At 64.7% G+C, this 18,791-nt stretch carries 21 protein-coding genes; 5 read left to right on the top strand and 16 right to left on the bottom strand.

The features are described 5' to 3' along the window. Positions 1–9: 9 nt before the first annotated feature. The 4 genes from nagZ to C0V78_RS00255 all read right to left on the bottom strand — a co-directional run bounded on the left by nagZ (position 10) and on the right by C0V78_RS00255 (position 4,299). Positions 10–1,032 carry a beta-N-acetylhexosaminidase gene (nagZ, locus tag C0V78_RS00270; RefSeq protein ID WP_101795899.1) on the bottom strand — a complete coding sequence of 341 codons (1,023 nt, stop codon included), beginning with the start codon at positions 1,030–1,032 and terminating at the stop codon, positions 10–12. A gap of 64 nt (positions 1,033–1,096) precedes the next feature. Continuing rightward, complete coding sequence (locus C0V78_RS00265; protein WP_101795898.1) at positions 1,097–1,810, bottom strand: SPOR domain-containing protein; 714 nt, start codon at positions 1,808–1,810, stop codon at positions 1,097–1,099. Positions 1,811–1,840: 30 nt separating this feature from the next. Then, positions 1,841–3,586: an arginine--tRNA ligase gene (gene argS, locus C0V78_RS00260; RefSeq protein WP_101795897.1), complete on the bottom strand. Its 1,746-nt coding sequence runs from the start codon at positions 3,584–3,586 to the stop codon at positions 1,841–1,843. A 62-nt stretch (positions 3,587–3,648) separates the two neighbouring features. Then, the gene (locus C0V78_RS00255) at positions 3,649–4,299 is read right to left on the bottom strand and encodes a hypothetical protein (protein ID WP_101795896.1); all 651 of its coding nucleotides are present in this window, start codon (positions 4,297–4,299) and stop codon (positions 3,649–3,651) included. Between the two features lie 71 nt (positions 4,300–4,370). Between C0V78_RS00255 and ispH the strand changes: the two genes are divergently transcribed. Genes ispH through rnhA form a run of 3 tightly spaced genes read left to right on the top strand, consistent with a single transcriptional unit; the run spans position 4,371 to position 6,753 of the window. Continuing rightward, positions 4,371–5,333 carry a 4-hydroxy-3-methylbut-2-enyl diphosphate reductase gene (ispH, locus tag C0V78_RS00250; protein WP_101795895.1) on the top strand — a complete coding sequence of 321 codons (963 nt, stop codon included), beginning with the start codon at positions 4,371–4,373 and terminating at the stop codon, positions 5,331–5,333. Positions 5,334–5,335: 2 nt separating this feature from the next. Next, positions 5,336–6,313, top strand: coding sequence for a homoserine kinase (gene thrB / locus C0V78_RS00245; RefSeq protein ID WP_101795894.1), 978 nt, complete (start codon positions 5,336–5,338; stop codon positions 6,311–6,313). Then, the gene (rnhA, locus tag C0V78_RS00240; protein ID WP_101795893.1) at positions 6,310–6,753 is read left to right on the top strand and encodes a ribonuclease HI; all 444 of its coding nucleotides are present in this window, start codon (positions 6,310–6,312) and stop codon (positions 6,751–6,753) included. The genes thrB and rnhA overlap by 4 nt, the downstream gene beginning before the upstream one ends. Positions 6,754–6,822: 69 nt before the next feature. On the opposite strand, the gene C0V78_RS00235 is transcribed toward rnhA, so the two are convergent. Beyond that, positions 6,823–7,413: a hypothetical protein gene (locus C0V78_RS00235; protein ID WP_101795892.1), complete on the bottom strand. Its 591-nt coding sequence runs from the start codon at positions 7,411–7,413 to the stop codon at positions 6,823–6,825. Between the two features lie 174 nt (positions 7,414–7,587). Between C0V78_RS00235 and C0V78_RS00230 the strand changes: the two genes are divergently transcribed. After that, entirely contained in the window at positions 7,588–8,346 is a 759-nt protein-coding gene (locus C0V78_RS00230; RefSeq protein WP_101795891.1) for a sterol desaturase family protein, read from the top strand. Between the two features lie 7 nt (positions 8,347–8,353). On the opposite strand, the gene C0V78_RS00225 is transcribed toward C0V78_RS00230, so the two are convergent. The 9 genes from C0V78_RS00225 to rplO all read right to left on the bottom strand — a co-directional run bounded on the left by C0V78_RS00225 (position 8,354) and on the right by rplO (position 16,816). Continuing rightward, a complete protein-coding gene (locus C0V78_RS00225; protein ID WP_101795890.1) occupies positions 8,354–10,507 on the bottom strand; it encodes a prolyl oligopeptidase family protein in 2,154 nt (717 codons plus the stop codon). 108 nt (positions 10,508–10,615) lie between these two features. Next, the gene (gene rplQ / locus C0V78_RS00220) at positions 10,616–11,032 is read right to left on the bottom strand and encodes a 50S ribosomal protein L17 (protein ID WP_101795889.1); all 417 of its coding nucleotides are present in this window, start codon (positions 11,030–11,032) and stop codon (positions 10,616–10,618) included. Positions 11,033–11,141: 109 nt separating this feature from the next. Continuing rightward, entirely contained in the window at positions 11,142–12,200 is a 1,059-nt protein-coding gene (locus C0V78_RS00215; RefSeq protein ID WP_101795888.1) for a DNA-directed RNA polymerase subunit alpha, read from the bottom strand. A gap of 107 nt (positions 12,201–12,307) precedes the next feature. After that, a complete protein-coding gene (gene rpsK, locus C0V78_RS00210) occupies positions 12,308–12,697 on the bottom strand; it encodes a 30S ribosomal protein S11 (protein ID WP_007011846.1) in 390 nt (129 codons plus the stop codon). Positions 12,698–12,754: 57 nt separating this feature from the next. Beyond that, the gene (gene rpsM / locus C0V78_RS00205) at positions 12,755–13,123 is read right to left on the bottom strand and encodes a 30S ribosomal protein S13 (RefSeq protein WP_101795887.1); all 369 of its coding nucleotides are present in this window, start codon (positions 13,121–13,123) and stop codon (positions 12,755–12,757) included. A 258-nt stretch (positions 13,124–13,381) separates the two neighbouring features. Beyond that, positions 13,382–14,125 (bottom strand): hypothetical protein, encoded by a 744-nt coding sequence (locus C0V78_RS00200; RefSeq protein ID WP_101795886.1) that lies wholly within the window; start codon positions 14,123–14,125, stop codon positions 13,382–13,384. 69 nt (positions 14,126–14,194) lie between these two features. Beyond that, positions 14,195–14,842, bottom strand: coding sequence for an adenylate kinase (locus C0V78_RS00195; RefSeq protein ID WP_101795885.1), 648 nt, complete (start codon positions 14,840–14,842; stop codon positions 14,195–14,197). A 25-nt stretch (positions 14,843–14,867) separates the two neighbouring features. Beyond that, the gene (gene secY / locus C0V78_RS00190; RefSeq protein ID WP_101795884.1) at positions 14,868–16,217 is read right to left on the bottom strand and encodes a preprotein translocase subunit SecY; all 1,350 of its coding nucleotides are present in this window, start codon (positions 16,215–16,217) and stop codon (positions 14,868–14,870) included. A gap of 119 nt (positions 16,218–16,336) precedes the next feature. After that, on the bottom strand, positions 16,337–16,816 hold the full coding sequence (rplO, locus tag C0V78_RS00185; RefSeq protein ID WP_101795883.1) for a 50S ribosomal protein L15: 480 nt from the start codon (positions 16,814–16,816) through the stop codon (positions 16,337–16,339). 203 nt (positions 16,817–17,019) lie between these two features. Here rplO and C0V78_RS00180 point away from each other — a divergent pair, with 203 nt between their 5' ends. Continuing rightward, entirely contained in the window at positions 17,020–17,706 is a 687-nt protein-coding gene (locus C0V78_RS00180; protein ID WP_101795882.1) for an O-methyltransferase, read from the top strand. A 179-nt stretch (positions 17,707–17,885) separates the two neighbouring features. Here C0V78_RS00180 and rpmD read toward each other — a convergent pair whose 3' ends face one another. Then, on the bottom strand, positions 17,886–18,062 hold the full coding sequence (rpmD, locus tag C0V78_RS00175; RefSeq protein WP_101795881.1) for a 50S ribosomal protein L30: 177 nt from the start codon (positions 18,060–18,062) through the stop codon (positions 17,886–17,888). Between the two features lie 5 nt (positions 18,063–18,067). After that, positions 18,068–18,790: a 30S ribosomal protein S5 gene (gene rpsE, locus C0V78_RS00170; RefSeq protein WP_101795880.1), complete on the bottom strand. Its 723-nt coding sequence runs from the start codon at positions 18,788–18,790 to the stop codon at positions 18,068–18,070. Position 18,791 lies beyond the last annotated feature (1 nt).

The raw sequence follows: 18,791 nt of genomic DNA, 5'->3' as shown, positions 1-18,791 counted from the left end.
CCTCCTGCGTCACGCCCGCGCCTCGTCCAGCGCCAGCAGCGCATCGCGCCGGGCGAACAGCGCCGCCTGGTCTGCCGTGCGATCGGCCGGCACGCAGGTGGGAGCAAGCGCGCGCTCCAGCCGCTCGGCGCTTTCGGGCCGCATCGTCGGGCAGGCCCGGGCGATTCCCACCATGTCGTCCATCTTCGCCCAGCAGTTGAGCGCAATATCGCACCCCGCGGCAAGGGCCCGCGCGGCATTATCCGGAATCGGGCCGGTCAGCGCCTGCATGTCGATATCGTCGGTCAGCAGCAGGCCATCGAAGCCGATGCGCTTGCGGATGATCTCGCCCACCACGAAGGGCGAGAGCGTGCCGGGATTGTCAGTATCCCAAGCGGTATAGCGCACGTGCGCCGTCATCCCCATGGCCGCAGAAGCGAGCGCGCGGAACGGTGCCATGTCGCGTTCCAGCTCTTCCTCGCTGGCGGTAACGGTGGGCAGTTCCTTGTGACTGTCGGCACAGGCGCGGCCGTGGCCGGGGATATGCTTGATGGTTCCGGCAACGCCGCCGCGGGCCAGCCCGTCGAGCACGGCCCGCCCGATTGCAGCAACGCGCATCGGCTCGAAACCATAGGCCCGGTCGCCGATCACATCGTGTGCGCCTTGCGCCCGGACATCGAGCACCGGCGCATGGGTGCAGCTGATCCCTACCTCGGCAAGGTCGATGGCCAGCGCTTCGGCATTGGCGCGTGCTGCCTCGATCGCGCTGGCGGGGGCAAGGTCATAAAGGCTGTCGAACACGGCACCGGGGGGATAGGCCGGCCAGACCGGCGGCTTCATCCGGGCGACCCGGCCGCCTTCCTGGTCAATCGTGATGAGCAGGCGATCACGGCCGTGGATCGAACGCAGCGAATCGGTGAGCGCGCGCAGCTGCTCGCGACTTTCGACGTTGCGACCGAACAGGATGTAGCCAGCCGGATCGGCGTCAGCGAAAAAGGCGCGCTCGTCGGCGCTGAGCGCCAGTCCTGATATGCCGAAAATCGCGGGGACCATGGCGCGGAACGTGGCCTTCGCAGCGCCGCAATGCAAGCGCGCGAAGGCCCGGAAATGGGGAAATCTAGCGCTTGACCTGGCAGGTGATGCCGCCGGCCTTCAGCTGCGAGCACAGCGCCTCGGCCGCAGCCGCGTCGCCAGCCACTGCCTGCAGGCGATAGACCTTGCCGATATCGGCCGTGCCTTCGACCACGCGGTGGTTCACGCCCTTCAGCGCGGCGCTGCGACCGACGAGGGCCGACCATGCCTGCTCCGCCTTCTCGCGGCTGCCATAGGCGCCGACCTGCACGCCGACACCGCCGCTGGTTGCCGCCGCCGGTGCCGTTCCGGCATCGATCGTGGGCTTGGGCGCTTCGCCGCCGCCGGCCAGCTTGGGCTGGCTGTCCTTGCCCTGGGCAACCGAATAGGACGTATCGCCCTGGCCGGTGAACGATTTGCCGCCCGGGTCCTTGGGCGCTTCCTTGTAGGGCTCCGAGGGTGCGGAAATGGTGCTGCCATCGGCCACCAGCGCCGGATCGGGCGTGCGGTGGCTGAACCACCAGATGGCATAGACCAGCGCCGCCAGCGCCGCGAGGCCACCAACGACGAAAGCCGCGACGCGGGTGCCGTCGACGCCTTCCTCGTCATAATCGTCGTCCGACGATTCCAGCCAGGGCAGGCGATCGTCCGCGTCGAGATCCAGTTCGGCCGGCTGGTCCGCCTCATAGGCGGTAGCCTCTACCGTTTCCTCGATCCCTTCGCCGTAGTCTTCCGGGTCCCGCCCTGCACCTTCGATCATCGCGCCCTCCGCAGCTGCCCAAGGCAGCGCTTACATTTCTTCGACAGCCTCCACGCCAAGAATGGCGAGGCCGTTTCGTACCAGTTGCCCGATTTGCGTGGCAAGGAAAAGCCTTGCCCCCGTAACCTCTTGATCCTGTGCCACAATGAACCGCTTTTCCGGCCTGTCATTGCCCACGTTCCAGTATGCATGGAACGCAGCGGCCAGATCATAGAGGTAGAAGGCCACCCGGTGCGGTTCGCGCGCCGCAGCGGCGGCCTCTACCAGGCGGGGGAACTGCGCGGCCAGCTTGACCAGCCCCAGCTCTTCCTCGCCCAGCCGCTCCAGCGCCGCATCCGAAGGCGCGAAGCCTTCCCCCGCCGCCTTGCGCAGGGTGGAACGGATGCGGGCATGGGCATATTGCACGTAGAAGACGGGATTGTCCTTCGAGGCTTCGACCACCTTGTCGAAATCGAAGTCCATCTGCGCGTCGGGCTTGCGGGTGAGCATGGTGAAGCGGACAACGTCCTTGCCCACCATTTCGACCACATCGGCCAGCGTGACGAAATTGCCGGCGCGCTTCGACATCTTGAACGGCTGGCCGCCCTTCATCAGCTGGACCATCTGCACCAGCTTGACCTCGAAGGGGGTCGGCGATCCGTCAGCGCCGGTCATGGCGGCAACTGCGGCCTTGATGCGCTTTACCGTGCCGGCGTGGTCCGCGCCCCAGATATCAACCAGCGCGTCGGCGCTCTGCGCCTTCTGGAAGTGATAGGCGAGGTCGGCACCGAAATAGGTCCATTCACCCGACGATTTCTTGATCGGACGGTCCTGATCGTCGCCGAACTTCGTCGAGCGGAACAGCGGCAGTTCCACCGGTTCCCAGTCCTCGGGCGTCTTGCCCTTGGGCGCTTCGAGCTGGCCATCGTAAACCAGATCGTGCGCGCGCAGCCACTTTTCGGCATCGGCAGGCTTGCCGGCAGCCTGCAGCTCCGCCTCGGACGAGAACAGGTCATGGTGGATGCCCAGCAGCGCGAGATCGTCCTTGATCATCGCCAGCATGGCGGCAACCGCACGGGTGCGGAACAGGACAAGCCATTCGCTGTCAGGCGCACCCGCGTACTTGTTGCCGAACTCGCGGGCGAGTTCCTGCCCCACGGGCACGAGGTAATCGCCGGGATAGAGCCCTTCGGGAATCTCTCCCACGGCCTCGCCCAGCGCCTCGCGGTAACGCAGGTGCACCGAGCGGGCGAGGACATCGACCTGCGCGCCGGCATCGTTGACGTAGTATTCGCGGATGACCTTGTGGCCCGACCATTCGAGCAGCGAGGCAAGCGCATCGCCGACCACCGCGCCGCGGCAGTGGCCCATGTGCATCGGGCCGGTCGGATTGGCCGAGACATATTCGACGTTCACCGTCGACCCGCCGCCAGCTTGCGAACGGCCGTAATCGCCCGCCAGCGAGGCGATGGCGCGCAGTTCGGCAATCCAGGCGGCGTCGGCCAGCCGCAGGTTGATGAAGCCCGGCCCGGCAATCTCGGCGCTGGTAACGCCGGGAACCTTGACCAGTTCCGCCACCAGCGCCTCTGCCAGGGCGCGCGGATTGGTGCCCGCGCCTTTGGCCAGCACCATGGCGGCATTGGTGGCAAGGTCACCATGGCTGGGATCGCGGGGCGGCTCTACCGTCACGGCACCGCGCGAAAGACCGGCAGGCAGCACGCCCGCCTGCTCAAGCGCATCGAGAGCGGCGGAAAGGTGGCCGGAATAGGCGGCGTACAGGGTCCTGGTGTCAGACATGGCTGCGCCGGTAGCGGGTTTGACGCCGCTTGGAAACCTTCGACCTTTCAGGCCTGCGAAGATCAGCGGGTGGCGTTGTAGCTCAGCTGGTTCTGGTCAAGCTGGAAGCCGACCAGTACCTCGAAGGTCGCGCGGTTGACCGCGGCGCGGATTTCCGGGCGCGAGAGCGGATCGGTCGCCGCATCGGCATCGCCGGCCTTGCGCTTGCGGGTGATCTCGCGGCGGATTTCCTCGGCAAGGGTCGCTTCGGCCTTGTCGATATAGGCAGCGCCCTGCCCGCGTGCCTGTGCCCGTTCCTGGCCATCGGCGAAGTTCAGCGTCACGGTGCCCAGCCGCTTGGAAACCACGGCCGAGCGGCCGCGCAGCACGGTGACGAAATAGGGCAGCTGCACCGTGCGCGCGCCGCGTACGTCGGCACGTCGGGCAACGACATCGAAGGTGGAGGTCGAATAGACCTTCTCGCCCGCCTCGTTGCACTGGGTGCGCAGGTTGGTGATGGCCGCCGTCACGTCGATAGAGCCGGCATCGGTTGCGCCGGGCGTGCGGAAGGTGGTGATATCGCCGGTGTAGTCGGGAATGCCCACCGCCGGGCAGGCGGTGCGGACAGCGGTGATGCCCACGCCTTCGTCAACGACGATATCGCCGCTTCCCCGGCATCCGGCCAGCGCGGCAACGAGGGCAGTAGCGGCAATCAGGCGAGTGCGGGCAGTCATCGCAATCCGGTTCCTTCAAAATCGTTTCGCTGCCCTAGCGGCTGGGCGCACGAAGCGCTAGGGGGCACGAAATGAACGCCGCATTATCCGCCGCTCCCTTGCGACTCATCATTGCCGCCCCGCGCGGGTTCTGCGCCGGGGTGGACCGGGCGATCGATATCGTCGAGCTTGCGCTGAAGCGCTATGGCCCGCCGGTCTATGTCCGGCACGAAATCGTCCACAACCGCTTCGTCGTCGACAGCCTGAAGGCCAAGGGGGCCATCTTCGTCGAGGAGCTGGACGAGGTGCCCGATGGCGTGCCGGTGATCTTCAGCGCCCATGGCGTGCCGAAATCGGTGCCGGCAGAGGCAACATCGCGCGGGCTGGAATGGCTCGATGCCACCTGCCCGCTGGTCAGCAAGGTCCACCGGCAGGCGGAACGCCAGATCGAAGCCGGGCGGCACATCGTCTTCATCGGCCATCGCGGCCATCCCGAAGTCATCGGCACGCTGGGCCAGGTTCCCGACGGCACGATCACGCTGGTCGAGACGGTTGCCGATGTCGAGGCGCTCTCCTTTGCCGAAGATGCGCCCCTCGCCTTCCTTACCCAGACGACGCTTTCGGTCGACGATACCGCCGCTGTCGTCGCCGCCCTGCGCGCCCGCTATCCGCAGATCGCCGGCCCCAAGGCAGAGGATATCTGCTACGCCACGTCCAACCGGCAGGCGGCGGTGAAGCAGATTGCGCCCGATTGCGACCTGGTTCTGGTGATCGGCGCGCCCAACAGCTCCAATTCGGTGCGCCTCGTCGAAGTGGCCGAACGCTGCGGCACCCCGGCCCGGCTGGTCCAGCGCGGATCGGACATCGATCCGGCCTGGTTTGCAGGCGTGAACACGGTGGGCCTTACCGCCGGTGCTTCCGCGCCCGAGGAACTGGTCCGCGAAGTCGTGGGCTGCATCGCCGCGATCCGCCCGCTGGAAGAGGAAACCGTCGTCACCGCCGAGGAGAAGATGGTGTTCAAGCTGCCCCGCCAGCTGATGGACGCGAAGGCCTAGGGATGGCGGTCTACACCCATCTCGACGACAGCGATTTCCACTACCTTGTAGGGGAATTCGGGCTTGGGGAGCTGACGCTTTACAAGGGCATTGCCGAAGGCGTCTCGAACAGCAATTTCATCGTCGAAACCGCCCTGCCCGATGGCAAGGCGACCCGCCACATCGTGACGATCTATGAAGAGCGCACCGATGTGGCCGACCTGCCCTTCTTCCTCGGCCTGCTCGATCACCTTGCGGCCAAGGGCTGCCCGGTGCCGGCGACCATCCACGACAAGGCCGGAAATGCCTTTCGCCTGCACCATGGCAAGGCGCTGGCCTTCATCGAATTCCTGCCCGGCTTCACGCTGAGCCACCCCACCCCGGCGCAGGGGCGGGCGGTGGGCGCGGCCCTGGCGCAGGTGCATCTTGCTGCGGGCGACTTTGCCGCCAAGCGCGAAAACGGCATGGGCCCGGCCGAATGGCAGCGCCTGCTGGGAGCCTGCGGCCAGGACGGGCTCGCCACGATCGACCCGCAGCTTGCCGCGCTGGTCGGGCGCGAATTGCCGGCGCTGGTCGCCGCCTGGCCGGACGGCCTGCCGCGCGGGGTGATTCACGCCGACTTGTTCCCCGATAACGTGCTGATGCTCGGCAACGAGGTTACCGGCCTTATCGACTTCTACTTCGCCTGCACCGACATGCTGGCCTACGACGTGGCGGTGACTCACGCGGCCTGGTGCTTCGACAGCGCCGGGCGGGAATTCCTGCCCGACCTGTCGCAGGCGCTGATCGCCGGCTACGAATCGGTCCGCCCGCTTTCCGGCGAGGAATGCAGCGCCCTGCCCCTGCTGGCGCGCGGTGCGGCCATGCGCTTTCTTGCCACGCGCGCCTATGACTGGCTCAACACGCCCGCCGATGCACTGGTGACGCGCAAGGACCCGATGGCCTTCGCCCGGCGACTGGAATTCTACGCCGATCCGGCCAACGCCGGCATCTTTGCGTGAAGCACGTCGAGATTTTCACCGATGGCGCCTGCAAGGGCAATCCCGGCCCCGGCGGCTGGGGGGCGATCCTGCGCATGGGGGACCATGAAAAGGAAATGTCCGGCGGCGATCCGGCGACGACCAACAACCGCATGGAACTGATGGCGGTGATCCGGGCGCTCGGCGCGCTGAAGGAGCCGTGCAAGGTCTCGCTTCATACCGACAGCCGCTATGTGATCGACGGGATCACCGGCTGGGTTTTCGGCTGGCAGAAGAACGGCTGGAAGAACGCGGCAAAGAAGCCTGTCGCCAATGCCGACCTGTGGCAGGACCTGCTGCTCGCCACGCGCCCGCACAAGATCGAATGGATCTGGGTGAAGGGGCACGATGGCCACCCGGAAAACGAACGGGCCGACACGCTGGCCAGCGATGCCGCCGAGGCCGCGCGCCCGGGGCGCTGAGCTACCGGCAAAGCGAACCCCCCGCCTCTTTCGAGACGGGGGGCCATCGCTTTTCCTCAGGAGGGGGTCTCAGAGGCCGCGAATGCCGCTGAAGTCGATATCGACCACCCGGCCATATTCGACCCGGCACTTGAACGAGCCGCTGTCGTAACCGCGCAGGTTGCTGTTCCACCCGCGATAGTCGTTGTCCCAGCCACGGCCGTAGTACGGATCGCCGCGGTTCCAGCCCCGTCCCATCGCGTTGACCGCGATGCGGCCGCGCACCGTGTAGCCGCGGGCGTTGCGATCGATATCGCGCACGTCGGTCACGTCCGCCCGGCCATAGGAATACCGGCTGGCGGCCCGTTCGGCTGCCTGGACACACATCTGCACGGCCTGGCGCGGATTGCCGTAGTTGTTACCGTAGCCGTAGCCACGATTGCGATTCCAGCGCGGGTCATAGCCGGCGCGATCATAGTTGTAGTCGCGGTTGCTGGCCGCAGATGCCATGGCGGCAATGCCCCCGATCACCAGTGCACCGGCAATGACTTCGCCGGCACTGATCTCGTCACGGTCATGACGGTCACGCGCGGCGGCCGGAGTTACTGCCGAAGCCACCATCGCGCCGGCCGCAACCGTCGCGAATGCGCCCTTGGCCAGAGCTTTGGTATAGGTCTTCATCGGTCGTTCCTCGTCTCCGACCGGGACAATTCCCGGCCTTGCGAGATACCGTCTAGCGAATCGCTGCTGAGACGAGACTGAACCCGCCTGACAGGCATTGTTCAGAAAACTGGCTCACTGGATGAACGAGGGTGTGGGTAATTCGTTAACCGTGACAGGTTACTGGTTTGCACCATGCTCGCATTCTACTTCCTCGCCGCCCAGGTGCTCATCATCGGAGGGATTACGCTGCTGGAAAGGTGGCGGAATCCGGTCCCGACGGACTGGCTGCGAAACATCCAGTGCTGGGCGCTGGACCTGGGCGTGGCCTTCCTGGTGCTGCCGTTCTTTAACGATTGGTCCGGGCAATCGCTGATCGACGGCGCGCAATTGCCGTTCATCGTCGCTTTCCTGATCTTCCTTGTGGTGCGCGATGGCAGCGAGTTTGCCTTCCACGTGTTGCAGCACAAGGTTGGCTTCCTGTGGAAGATGCATTCGCTGCACCATTCCGACCCGGAAATGTCCGCGCTGACCACCAACCGCCACTTCTGGGGCGACCAGCTGATCAAGGCGCTGACGATCTGGCCGCTGACCTCGGTCATCATCAGCCAGACCGAGACCATGCTGCTCGTCTATGCGGTGGCCACGCTGTACAACTACTTCATCCACGCCAACCTGAAGGTGGATTACGGCAAGTGGTCATGGGTGCTGAACTGCCCGGCCTATCACCGCCTGCACCATTCCAGGCTGCCGGAGCACTACAACACCAACTTCGCCGCCATGCTGCCGATCTTCGACGTGATCTTCGGCACCTATCGCCGCGCCGAGGGCTGGCCGCCGACCGGACAGGCCACCACCCCGCGCAGCTTCCGCGAGCTGGTTTCCTGGCCGCACTTCGAAAGCCGGGTGGACGAGGAAGAACAGGCCGCCGCCGCTAGACCGGCGACGGCCTGAACCCGGCTCACTTCACCTCAAGCCCGCTCCACGCGGCGAGGAAGCCAAGCACGTCGGCGCTTTCCTGGATCACCTTGTCGGTCGGCTTGCCTGCCCCGTGGCCGGCGCGCGTCTCGATGCGGATCAGGTGCGGCTTGCCCTTGGGGTTCGCCGCCTGCAGCGCCGCCGTATACTTGAACGAATGGCCCGGCACGACGCGGTCGTCGGTATCGGCAGTCGTCACCAGCACCGGCGGATAGGCCACGCCCGGCTTGATGTTGTGATAGGGCGAATAGGCGCGCAGCACCTTCCAGTCGGCTTCCTTCGAGGGATAGCCATAGTCATCGACCCAATAGCGCCCGGCAGTGAACTTGTCGAAGCGCAGCATGTCCATCACGCCCACTGCGGCATTGCCCGCGGCGAACAGGTCCGGCCGCTGGTTGACCACCGCGCCGACAAGCAGGCCGCCGTTCGATCCGCCCTGCACGGTCAGGCCATCGCGCGGGGTGATGCCCTTCGCGATCAGGTATTCACCCGCCGCGATGAAATCGTCGAACACGTTCTGCTTGTTCGCCAGGCGGCCGGCATCGTGCCATGCCTTGCCATATTCGCCGCCGCCGCGAATGTTGGCCAGTGCGAAGACACCGCCTGCTTCGAGCCAGGCCATGCGCGTGGCCGAGAAACCGGGAACCTGCGACACGTCGAACCCGCCATAGCCGTAAAGCAGTGTCGGCGCGGCCTTGCCCGCCTGCACGAGCGACTTCTTGCGCACGATGAACATCGGCACCCGCGTACCGTCCTTCGAGGTGTAGAACTGCTGGTCGACATCGTAATCGGCCGGATTGAAGGTCACCTTGGGCAGGGCAAAGGGCGTGGACTGGCCGGTCTGGCTGTCGAACCGGAACACGGCCGAAGGCTGGTTGAAGCTGGAGAAGTTGTAGAACGTCTCCGGATCGCCCGGATGCCCCGAAAAGCCCGATGCCGTGCCGATGGCGTTCAGGCTGATCGCCTGCACCGGCTTGCCCTCCAGCGTCACCATCTCGGCGCGCGTCGCGGCATCCTTCATATAGGACAGCACCATGCGCTGGCCGACGATCTGCGCGCGGGCCAGCGTTTCGGGCCGCTCGGCGATGATGTCGGTGAAGCCCCACTGGCCATCGCGCCCTGCCGCGGCCTTGACGACCTTGAGCTTCGGTGCGCCCTTGTTGGTAACGAAATAGAGCGTGTCGCCCATGCCCTCGATCAGGCGCCAGTCATGCTCCAGCCCCTTGACGATCGGCTGCGCCTTCCAGCTTCCGGGCTTGCGCTTGTTCAGCGCAATGCCATGCACTTCGTACTTGTTGTCAGTGCCCCGCGCCGTGGTCAGCAGCACCCAGCGGTCATCCCAGGTCACTTCCGCGGAGTGGCCCAGCTCGGGCTGGTCGGGCGTGGCATAGACCAGCTCGTCTGCCGACTGGGGCGTGCCGATGCGGTGGAAATAGACCGCCTGGTTCTTGTTGAGCTGCTGGAAGGCCTCGCCCGGCTTCGGCTCGGGGAAGCGCGAATAGAGGAAGCCCTTGGAGCCGATCCAGGCGATGCCGGTGAACTTGGCCCACTTGATCTCGTCCGACAGAACCTTGCCGGTGGTGGTGTCCATCACCCGGATCGTGCGCCAGTCCGACCCGCCATCCTGGATGGCATAGGCCAGCAGCTTGCCGTTCTTTGACGGTGCCCAGTCAGCCAGGGCCGTCGCGCCGTCCTTGGCCCAGGCGTTGGGGTCGATCAGCAGGCGCGGCGCGCCGTTCAGGCCAGTGCGGACGAACAGCTGCGACTGGTTCTGCAGGCCGGAATTGCGCATGTAGAAATAGCGGTTGCCCGCCTTCAGCGGCAGGCCGAAGCGCTCGTAATCCATCAGCTCGCGGATTCGCTTGGCGAACCACGCGCGCTGGGGAAGCTGGGCAAGATAGGCGTCGGTCACCTTGTTCTGGCGCGCAACCCAGTCGGCAACCTCCTTGTCGTTGCGAACGTCGTTTTCCAGCCAGCGATAGGGATCGGCCACCTGTTCGCCGAACTGCGTTTCGACAAGATCGACCTTGCGCGTTTCCGGATAGGCCGGAGCCGGCGGCGGCGCTGCGATGGCGGAATTGGACATGAACAGTGAAACCAGCGATGCAGTCAGTGCGTTGCGACCCAGTGCGCGCATTGTCGGATAGTCCCCCGAAATGAAAAAGGCGGTGCAGACCGTAACGTCTGCAACCGCCTTTTCAATTCGTGGATCGACGAAGGGCCAATCAGGCCCTGCCGAAAGCGATCAGGCTTCCAGCTCTTCCTCGACCATCACCGGACCCGAATCCTGGCCCTTGGCCGAGGTGTCGCGGTCAACCAGCTCGATCACGGCAATCGGAGCGGCGTCAGAAGCGCGGAAACCGGCCTTGATGATGCGGGTGTAGCCACCGTCACGACCGGCATAACGCGCGGCCAGAACGTCGAACAGCTTCACCAGCTGCGCATCGTCGAGCAGGCGGGCATGCGCCAGACGACGGTTGGAAAGGCCGCCGCGCTTGGCCAGCGTGATCAGCTTTTCGGCGTAGGGACGCAGTTCGCGAGCCTTGGCGAGCGTGGTGGTGATCTGTTCGTGCTTGATCAGCGCGGCCGCCATGTTGCGCAGCAGGGCGGCGCGGTGCGAGGAGGTGCGCTGGAGCTTGCGATGTCCAACCTTGTGACGCATTTTTCTTTCCTTCGTTCGTAAGGGGGCCGTTCAAGGTACCCCGGTCCTGGCAGGCCTTGCGGCGCCCGCCGTGGCCGTGCGGGGTGCCGCGAAGCACCCCGTAAAAGGCTTAGCCCAGCAGCTCTTGTTCGAGCTTCTTGGCCATTTCTTCGATGTTCTCGGGCGGCCAGCCGGGGATGTCCATGCCCAGGCGCAGGCCCATCGAGCTGAGGACTTCCTTGATCTCGTTGAGCGACTTGCGGCCGAAGTTCGGCGTACGCAGCATCTCGGCTTCGGTCTTCTGGACCAGGTCGCCGATGTAGATGATGTTGTCGTTCTTGAGGCAGTTGGCCGAACGGACCGACAGTTCCAGCTCGTCCACCTTCTTGAGCAGGTAACGGTTGAGCTGGTTGGTGTCGCCGTCTTCCGCCGGAGCGGCAGCGATGCCGATCATCGGCGACTGGCCGACGGGGGCGATGTCCTCGAAGTGGACGAACAGCGAGAGCTGGTCCTGCAGGATGCGCGCGGCATAGGCCACGGCGTCTTCGGGGGTCACGGTGCCGTCGGTTTCGATCGTCAGGCTCAGCTTGTCGTAGTCAAGCTCCTGGCCAATACGGGCGTTGTCGACCTTGTAGCTGACCTGGCGGACCGGCGAGTAGAGCGAGTCGACCGGAATCAGGCCGATCGGCGCATCGACCGGGCGGTTCGACACGGCCGGGACATAGCCCTTGCCGGTGTCGGCGGTCAGTTCCATGTTCAGCGTCGCGCCTTCGTCGAGATGACAGATCACGAGATCCTTGTTCATCACCTCGATGTCGCCGGTCACGGCGATGTCGCCAGCCTTGACTTCAGCCGGGCCGGTTGCCGAAAGCTGGAGACGCTTCGGGCCTTCGCCCTGCATCTTGAGCGCGATCTGCTTCACGTTGAGCACGATGTCGGTGACGTCTTCGCGCACGCCGGAAAGCGACGAGAACTCGTGCAGCACGTTTTCGATCTTGATCGAGGTGATCGCGGCGCCCTGTAGCGAGGAGAGCAGCACGCGACGCAGCGCGTTGCCCAGCGTCAGGCCGAAGCCACGCTCGAGCGGTTCAGCGATGAAGGTGGCGCGGCGCTTCGGATCGTTGCCGGGCTTCACCTCGAGGCTGTTGGGCTTCTTCAGTTCCTGCCAGTTCTTGATATTGACGGACATGGACTTCCCCTAGGGTTCTATCTGGCGGGACGGCGGCGGAACCGGAAGGTCCCCGCCGCCGATCTGGGAAAGCGCGGCGGAGGTACCTTCCGCCACGCAGGACTCAATCAGACGCGGCGGCGCTTCGACGGGCGGACGCCGTTGTGCGGGATCGGCGTGACGTCACGGATCGAAGTGATCGTGAAACCAACCGCCTGCAGCGCACGCAGCGCGCTTTCGCGGCCCGAACCGGGGCCCTTGACTTCGACTTCGAGGGTGCGGACGCCGTGTTCGGCGGCCTTCTTGCCGGCATCGTCGGCCGCAACCTGTGCGGCATAGGGGGTCGACTTGCGGCTGCCCTTGAAGCCCATCATGCCGGCAGACGACCACGAAATGGCGTTGCCCTGGGCATCGGTGATGGTGACCATGGTGTTGTTGAAGCTGGCATTCACATGGGCGATGCCGCTGGTGATGTTCTTGCGCTCGCGGCGCTTAATGCGCTGGGGTTCGCGTGCCATAATGAAATTCCTGTCGTGTCTCGGTGAGGTAAGGACGGACGGCCTTGCGGCGCGACCTTACTTCTTCTTGCCGGCGATCGGCTTGGCCTTGCCCTTGCGGGTGCGGGCGTTCGTGTGGGTGCGCTGACCGCGGACCGGAAGGCCCTTGCGGTGACGCAGGCCGCGATAGCACGCCAGGTCCATGAGCCGCTTGATGTTCATCGCCGTCTCGCGGCGGAGGTCACCCTCGACCGTGTGTTCGGCATCGATGGTTTCACGGATGTGCAGGACTTCCTGATCGCTCAGGTCCGAAACGCGACGGGCATAGTCGATGCCCAGCTTGTCGACGATCTGCTTGGCCTTGAAGGGGCCGATACCATGAATGTAGGTGAGCGCGATGATAACACGCTTGTTGGTGGGGATGTTTACCCCGGCAATACGAGCCACTTAATTCTCCATGCTCCACAGAAGGCCAGCCTTGCGGCGCCTCCTATCTCAACGCTTCACCCGGCCGAAACGGCGAAAAGCCCGGTTGGCACGCGCGCAGGCGGTTGCCTTCCGGACTGACCCGTTTTTGTCGAGTGATGGGCGCGCTTAGGCCGATTCGGCCCGACTGTCAACGCTTGGCGACAGTCGGCAAGGTCAAGAGCCCTGCCCTGTACAAACCCATAGCCGGGCAGAGAGCCTGCGTCAAAACCCCCGCGCTCAATCCGCCGCAGGTTTCTTCACGGCGGGCTTGGCCGCCGGCTTTGGCTGCACCTTCGCCTTGGGCTTGGCCGGCTGCTTGATCGAGGCATCGAACTCGGCGGCGACATCCCCTTCGGCAGCACGCGCGGCTTCGGCCCCGGCGGGCTGATCGCCTGCCGCAGCCGGCTTGTCCTCTGCCTTCGGGTCCTCAGCCTGTTTCTCCACAACGCCCAGCAGCTTCCCGAGGCTTGCAACCTGCTGGCCGAGCACCTTGTCCACTGCGGGCCCGATCTCGTCCACCTTGTAGCGCATCGTGCCGCCGACGGCATATTCGAGCAGCAACCGCGTGCCCTTGCCCTGGGGCTTGAGGGTGATGGTCATCACCCCCTGCACCGGCTCGCTCTGCAGCGGCCCGAGTGCGCCCTTCATGCGCAGCACCCGGCCCGGGTTCACGTGGATAAGGCGCATGTGTTCGACCGACCCGCGACGCGTGCCTTCCGGTGCGCCATCCGGCACAGGCATGAGCTCGCAGAAACAGCCGGTCGCCTGGCTGTCGAGGTATAGGTTTTCCGCCTTGCCGGACCAGGTGTGCTCCGCGCTCCACCACTTGGCAGGCGCAATCAGCGTCTTCCAGGCTTCCCACTGGTCGACCGGCAGTTCCACCGCATGACGGATCAGAAAGCCGTTGTCCGACTTTTCGACCACTTCGGCATGAGCCGGAGCGGCTGCGGCAAACAGCAGGGGAAACAGCAGACGGCGCATCGGATCGGTCCTCCTCATTGCGCGCAGGCTAGCCGAAAGCGCCAAGGGCGCAATCCCCTGCCCCGTCGATCAGGAAGCGAGAGCCTTTTCGATCGCGGCGGTCACGTGATCGAGTTCGGCCATGCCGTTCACGCGCGAGACGATGCCACGCGCTTCATAGATCGGCAGGATCGGTGCGGTCTTGGCGCGATACTCGGCCATGCGGGTGCGCACCGTTTCCTCGTTGTCGTCGGGCCGGCGCTTGAACTCGGTAGACCCGCACTTGTCGCAGGTGCCCGGGATCTTCGGCTGCTCGAACGTGTCGTGATAGCCCTTGCCGCAATTGGCGCAGGTGAAACGGCCGGTGATGCGTTCGACCAGCGCGTCCTCGTCAACGTTAAGCTCGATGACGTGATCGAGCGTGCGACCGCGTGCAGCAAGGATGCCGTCGAGCGATTCCGCCTGGGCCGCAGTGCGCGGGTATCCATCGAAGATGGCGCCGGCTTCGGCACCCATCGAGTCAAGCTCTTCGCCGATCAGGGCCGAAACGATCTCGTCCGATACCAGTTCGCCGCGCTCCATCACTGCCTTGGCCTGCAGGCCGACCGGCGTTCCCGCCTTGACCGCTGCACGCAGCATGTCGCCGGTCGAGAGCTGGCGCATGCCGTGCCGCTCGACAAGGCGCTGGGCCTGGGTGCCCTTGCCCGCTCCCGGCGGGCCAAGCAGGATGATGTTCACGCGGTATTACCCCCGGATCTATGGGTCAGCGGATGCGGCCCTTGAGTTTCGCCTTCTTGATCAGGTCCCCGTACTGGTGCGCCAGCAGGTGGGACTGGATCTGGGTGATGGTGTCCACCGTGACGTTGACCACGATCAGCAGCGAGGTGCCGCCGAAGAACGCGGCGGTAACGCCGGTCTGCGCGATGATCCATTCGGGGAACAGGCAGACGATGGTGAGATAGGCCGCGCCGATCACCGTGATGCGAGTCAGCACGTAATCGAGGTAGGTCGCGGTGTTCTTGCCGGGACGGATGCCGGGGATGAAGCCGCCATTGCGCTTCAGGTTGTCGGCCGTCTCCTCGGGGTTGAACACCACCGCGGTGTAGAAGAAGCTGAAGAAGATGATGCCCGCGGCATAGAGCGCCATGTAGGCCGGCTTGCCGTGGCCAAGGTAGTTGTTCACCGTGACCAGGATCGAACCGAGCGTGGAATCGGTGGCGATCGAGTTGCCGGCAAACTGGGTGATGGTCAGCGGCAGCAGCAGCAGCGAGCTGGCGAAGATCGGCGGGATCACGCCCGAGGTGTTGAGCTTCAGCGGCAGGTGGCTGCGATCGGCCTGCATCATGCCGCGCTGGGTGGCCCGCTTGGGATACTGGATCAGCAGGCGGCGCGTGGCGCGCTCCATGAAGCAGATGAACAGCACCATGGCGATCAGGATGATGACCAACAGGGCGATCGTCGTGCCGCTGATCGAGCCGGTGCGGCCACCTTCGAACAGGTTGACGACAAAGGTGGGCATGCCGGCGACGATGCCCGCCATGATGATCAGCGAGGTCCCATTGCCGATCCCGCGCGAGGTGATCTGTTCACCCAGCCACAGCAGGAACATGGTGCCGCCCACCAGCGAGATCAGGCCGGCAATGTAGAACAACGGGCCGGGATCGACCGCCAGGCCCTGCACGTCGGCGTTCTTCAGGGCAGCGTAGCCCTGGACGAGAGCGAGGGCGACAGCGCCATAACGGCTGTACTGGTTGAGCTTGCGCCGTCCGCTTTCGCCTTCCTTCTTCAGGGCCGCGAGCGAGGGATGCAGCGAGGCGGCCAGCTGCACCACGATCGACGCCGTGATGTAGGGCATGACGCCAAGCGAGATCAGCGAGTAGCGCTCAAGCGCGCCACCCGAAAACATGTTGAAGAAGTCGAGTATCCCGCCCGAATTCCGGTTCATGAAATCCTGCAGCCGCACGGGATCGATACCCGGCAGCGGCACGAAGCTCAGGAAGCGGAAAACGATCAGCGCGCCCAGCGTGAACCAGATGCGGTTCTTCAGCTCGGTGGCCTTGGAAAAATTGGCGAGGCTCAGAGTGCTCGCAACATTGTCGGCGCGTGATGCCATGGATCGGGATCGCCTTTTCTGGGAGCCGGAAAGCCGATCCGGCCCTCCCCCTCTATCGGTTCAGGACCATATAGTGCGCGGGGCAGGATGCAAAAGCCCTGCCCCGTGCAAAAGGGGTATTATTCCGCAGCAGCCTTTGCCGCGGGAACTTCAACCGAACCGCCAGCCTTTTCGACGGCAGCCTTGGCACCGGCCGAAACGCCGGCAACCACGAAGCTGGCCTTGGCGGAGAATTCGCCCTTGCCCAGCAGACGCACGCCATCCTTGCCGCCACGGGCAAGACCGGCTGCCTTGAGCGCGGCGTGATCGATGGTCGCCTTGATGTCCAGCTTGCCGGCGTCGATCGCCTTCTGGATCAGGCCCAGGTTCACTTCCGCATAGTCCTTGGCGAACTTCTTGTTGTTGAAGCCGCGCTTCGGCAGGCGCATGTGAAGCGGCATCTGGCCGCCTTCGAAGCCAGCGATCGAGACGCCCGAACGTGCCTTGGCACCCTTCTGGCCGCGACCTGCGGTCTTGCCCTTGCCCGAACCGATACCACGGCCCACGCGCATGCGCCCCTTGCGGGCACCTGCATTGTCACGGATGTCATTCAGTTTCATGTGTTGCACTCGCTTTCGCTTTTAGTCGCGCTTGATGGGAAGCGGCGCCCTTAATCGACCCGCGGCGCTTTGTCACCCCCTGAATCCCACTGGCGGACAAGACGATGGTGGCTACGCAAAAATGCGTGGCGCCAAAGCCCGGCCCGCGATATCCGGCTGTTATGGGATAGTGATTGCAATCCAATCAGGGGGCAGAAGAATTCATGAAAGAGCCGGGTGCGCTATTGGCCGAACTTTTCGCTGGCAAGGCCACATATGCCGACGGGCGGTCTGTAGGCGATACGCATTCGGTTATCAGCCCGGCCTTTGCCCAAGCGCTCGGCGGGTTCGTAGCCCGGGAAAAGCCGAAGCTCGTCGTCGAGGTTGGCATGGCGCTGGGTGCATCGTCACTTGCCATCCTCTCCGCGCTGGATGCTGATGCCAGGCTCATCTCCATCGATCCCTTCCAGAGCACCGATTACAAAGGCGTGGGCAAGAGCCTGGTCGAGCAGTCAAACCGCGCCAGCCAGCATGTGCTGATTGAAAAGCCTGATTACGTGGCCCTGCCCGAGTTGCTGGCGCAAAACATCCAACCTGACCTCGTCTACATCGACGGCATGCATACCTTCGACTACGTCGCACTTGACGCATTCTATGCCGACAAGCTTGTTCGTCCCGGCGGCGTGGTCGCATTCAATGATTGCGGCTTCAGATCAATTCACAAATTCCTGAAATATTTCCAGAAGCATCGGCATTACGAAGAGATCGACGTTGGCCTTCGGCCTGACTACCGCGGTGCCAATCCGCTTGTCACCCTCGTGCGGACCATCACCCGGCGCTCAAACCAGGATCGCTACTTCCGCAAGGTGGACAGCTGGGAACCCGAGCACAACTACTTCCGGAATTTCTGACTTGCGACCTCTTTAGCGATATGAAGCCAGAAGCCTCGGAACGCTGAGCCCGTCCTCGCTACGCCGGGGGGCGTCCGACGGTGTCTCTCCACACCTCACGCCGACCGCAGGGGGTTTGGCGCAAAAGAAAAGGCCCCGGAAAACCGGGGCCTTCTTCATTTGCCTCGCGGGCAGCCGGGTCAGTCGACCACGGCCACCATGTGCGGCAGCTTGGCGATGGCGCCGCGCACTTCGGGAGTGTCTTCCACTTCCACGACGCGGTGCATCTTGCCAAGGCCCAGGCCAACCAGGATCTTCTTCTGGCTTTCCGGGCGACGGATCGGCGAACCGATCTGCTTGATCTTGATCTTCGCCATGATGCTTACTCCGTGATCGCAGCGGCTTCGGCTTCCGCCTCGGCTGCGCTGGCGCCACCGCGACCCAGAAGGTCAGCAACCTTCTTGCCGCGACGCTGGGCAACCGACTTCGGCGAAGTCTGGTTGACGAGCGCGTCGAAAGTGGCGCGGATCATGTTGTAGGGGTTCGAGGTACCGACCGACTTGGTCACCACGTCCGAAACGCCCAGGCTTTCGAAAACGGCGCGCATCGGACCGCCGGCGATGATGCCGGTACCGGCCGGAGCCGAACGGACGTTGACCTTGCCGGCGCCGAAACGGCCCTTGCCATCGTGGTGCAGGGTGCGGCCTTCCTTGAGCGGAACGCGGACCATCTTCTTCTTGGCAGAAGCGGTAGCCTTGGTGATGGCTTCCGGCACTTCGCGCGCCTTGCCATGACCGAAGCCGACACGGCCCTTGCCGTCGCCCACCACGACCAGCGCGGCGAAACCGAAGCGCTTGCCGCCCTTCACGGTCTTCGACACGCGGTTGATGTGGACGAGCTTCTCGATCAGCTCTTCGCCGCCGTCCTCGTCACCGCCGCGTCCGCGACGATCGTCACGACCGCGACCACGACCGCCGCGGTCACCGCCACGATCGTTTCCGCCACGACCGCGACCACGGCCACGGCCGCCTTCGCGCTCGCCGCCTTCGGGTGCGGTTGCCGCTTCGACAGCGACTTCGGCTTCATTGTTGGTTTCGTCAGCCATG

The organism is Novosphingobium sp. TH158 (assembly GCF_002855555.1).
Lineage (GTDB): Bacteria > Pseudomonadota > Alphaproteobacteria > Sphingomonadales > Sphingomonadaceae > Novosphingobium.
Note: the sequence above shows the minus strand (reverse complement) of the source record. Positions and strands in the feature narration are given on the sequence as shown.

Excerpts from the sequence above, each read along its gene's own strand:
- nagZ (WP_101795899.1), bottom strand. The coding sequence starts at position 1,032 with ATGGTCCCCGCGATTTTCGGCATATCAGGACTGGCGCTCAGCGCCGAC.
- C0V78_RS00265 (WP_101795898.1), bottom strand. The coding sequence starts at position 1,810 with ATGATCGAAGGTGCAGGGCGGGACCCGGAAGACTACGGCGAAGGGATC.
- argS (WP_101795897.1), bottom strand. The coding sequence starts at position 3,586 with ATGTCTGACACCAGGACCCTGTACGCCGCCTATTCCGGCCACCTTTCC.
- C0V78_RS00255 (WP_101795896.1), bottom strand. The coding sequence starts at position 4,299 with ATGACTGCCCGCACTCGCCTGATTGCCGCTACTGCCCTCGTTGCCGCG.
- ispH (WP_101795895.1), top strand. The coding sequence starts at position 4,371 with ATGAACGCCGCATTATCCGCCGCTCCCTTGCGACTCATCATTGCCGCC.
- thrB (WP_101795894.1), top strand. The coding sequence starts at position 5,336 with ATGGCGGTCTACACCCATCTCGACGACAGCGATTTCCACTACCTTGTA.
- C0V78_RS00235 (WP_101795892.1), bottom strand. The coding sequence starts at position 7,413 with ATGAAGACCTATACCAAAGCTCTGGCCAAGGGCGCATTCGCGACGGTT.
- C0V78_RS00230 (WP_101795891.1), top strand. The coding sequence starts at position 7,588 with ATGCTCGCATTCTACTTCCTCGCCGCCCAGGTGCTCATCATCGGAGGG.
- C0V78_RS00225 (WP_101795890.1), bottom strand. The coding sequence starts at position 10,507 with ATGCGCGCACTGGGTCGCAACGCACTGACTGCATCGCTGGTTTCACTG.
- rplQ (WP_101795889.1), bottom strand. The coding sequence starts at position 11,032 with ATGCGTCACAAGGTTGGACATCGCAAGCTCCAGCGCACCTCCTCGCAC.
- C0V78_RS00215 (WP_101795888.1), bottom strand. The coding sequence starts at position 12,200 with ATGTCCGTCAATATCAAGAACTGGCAGGAACTGAAGAAGCCCAACAGC.
- rpsK (WP_007011846.1), bottom strand. The coding sequence starts at position 12,697 with ATGGCACGCGAACCCCAGCGCATTAAGCGCCGCGAGCGCAAGAACATC.
- C0V78_RS00200 (WP_101795886.1), bottom strand. The coding sequence starts at position 14,125 with ATGCGCCGTCTGCTGTTTCCCCTGCTGTTTGCCGCAGCCGCTCCGGCT.
- secY (WP_101795884.1), bottom strand. The coding sequence starts at position 16,217 with ATGGCATCACGCGCCGACAATGTTGCGAGCACTCTGAGCCTCGCCAAT.
- rplO (WP_101795883.1), bottom strand. The coding sequence starts at position 16,816 with ATGAAACTGAATGACATCCGTGACAATGCAGGTGCCCGCAAGGGGCGC.
- C0V78_RS00180 (WP_101795882.1), top strand. The coding sequence starts at position 17,020 with ATGAAAGAGCCGGGTGCGCTATTGGCCGAACTTTTCGCTGGCAAGGCC.
- rpmD (WP_101795881.1), bottom strand. The coding sequence starts at position 18,062 with ATGGCGAAGATCAAGATCAAGCAGATCGGTTCGCCGATCCGTCGCCCG.
- rpsE (WP_101795880.1), bottom strand. The coding sequence starts at position 18,790 with ATGGCTGACGAAACCAACAATGAAGCCGAAGTCGCTGTCGAAGCGGCA.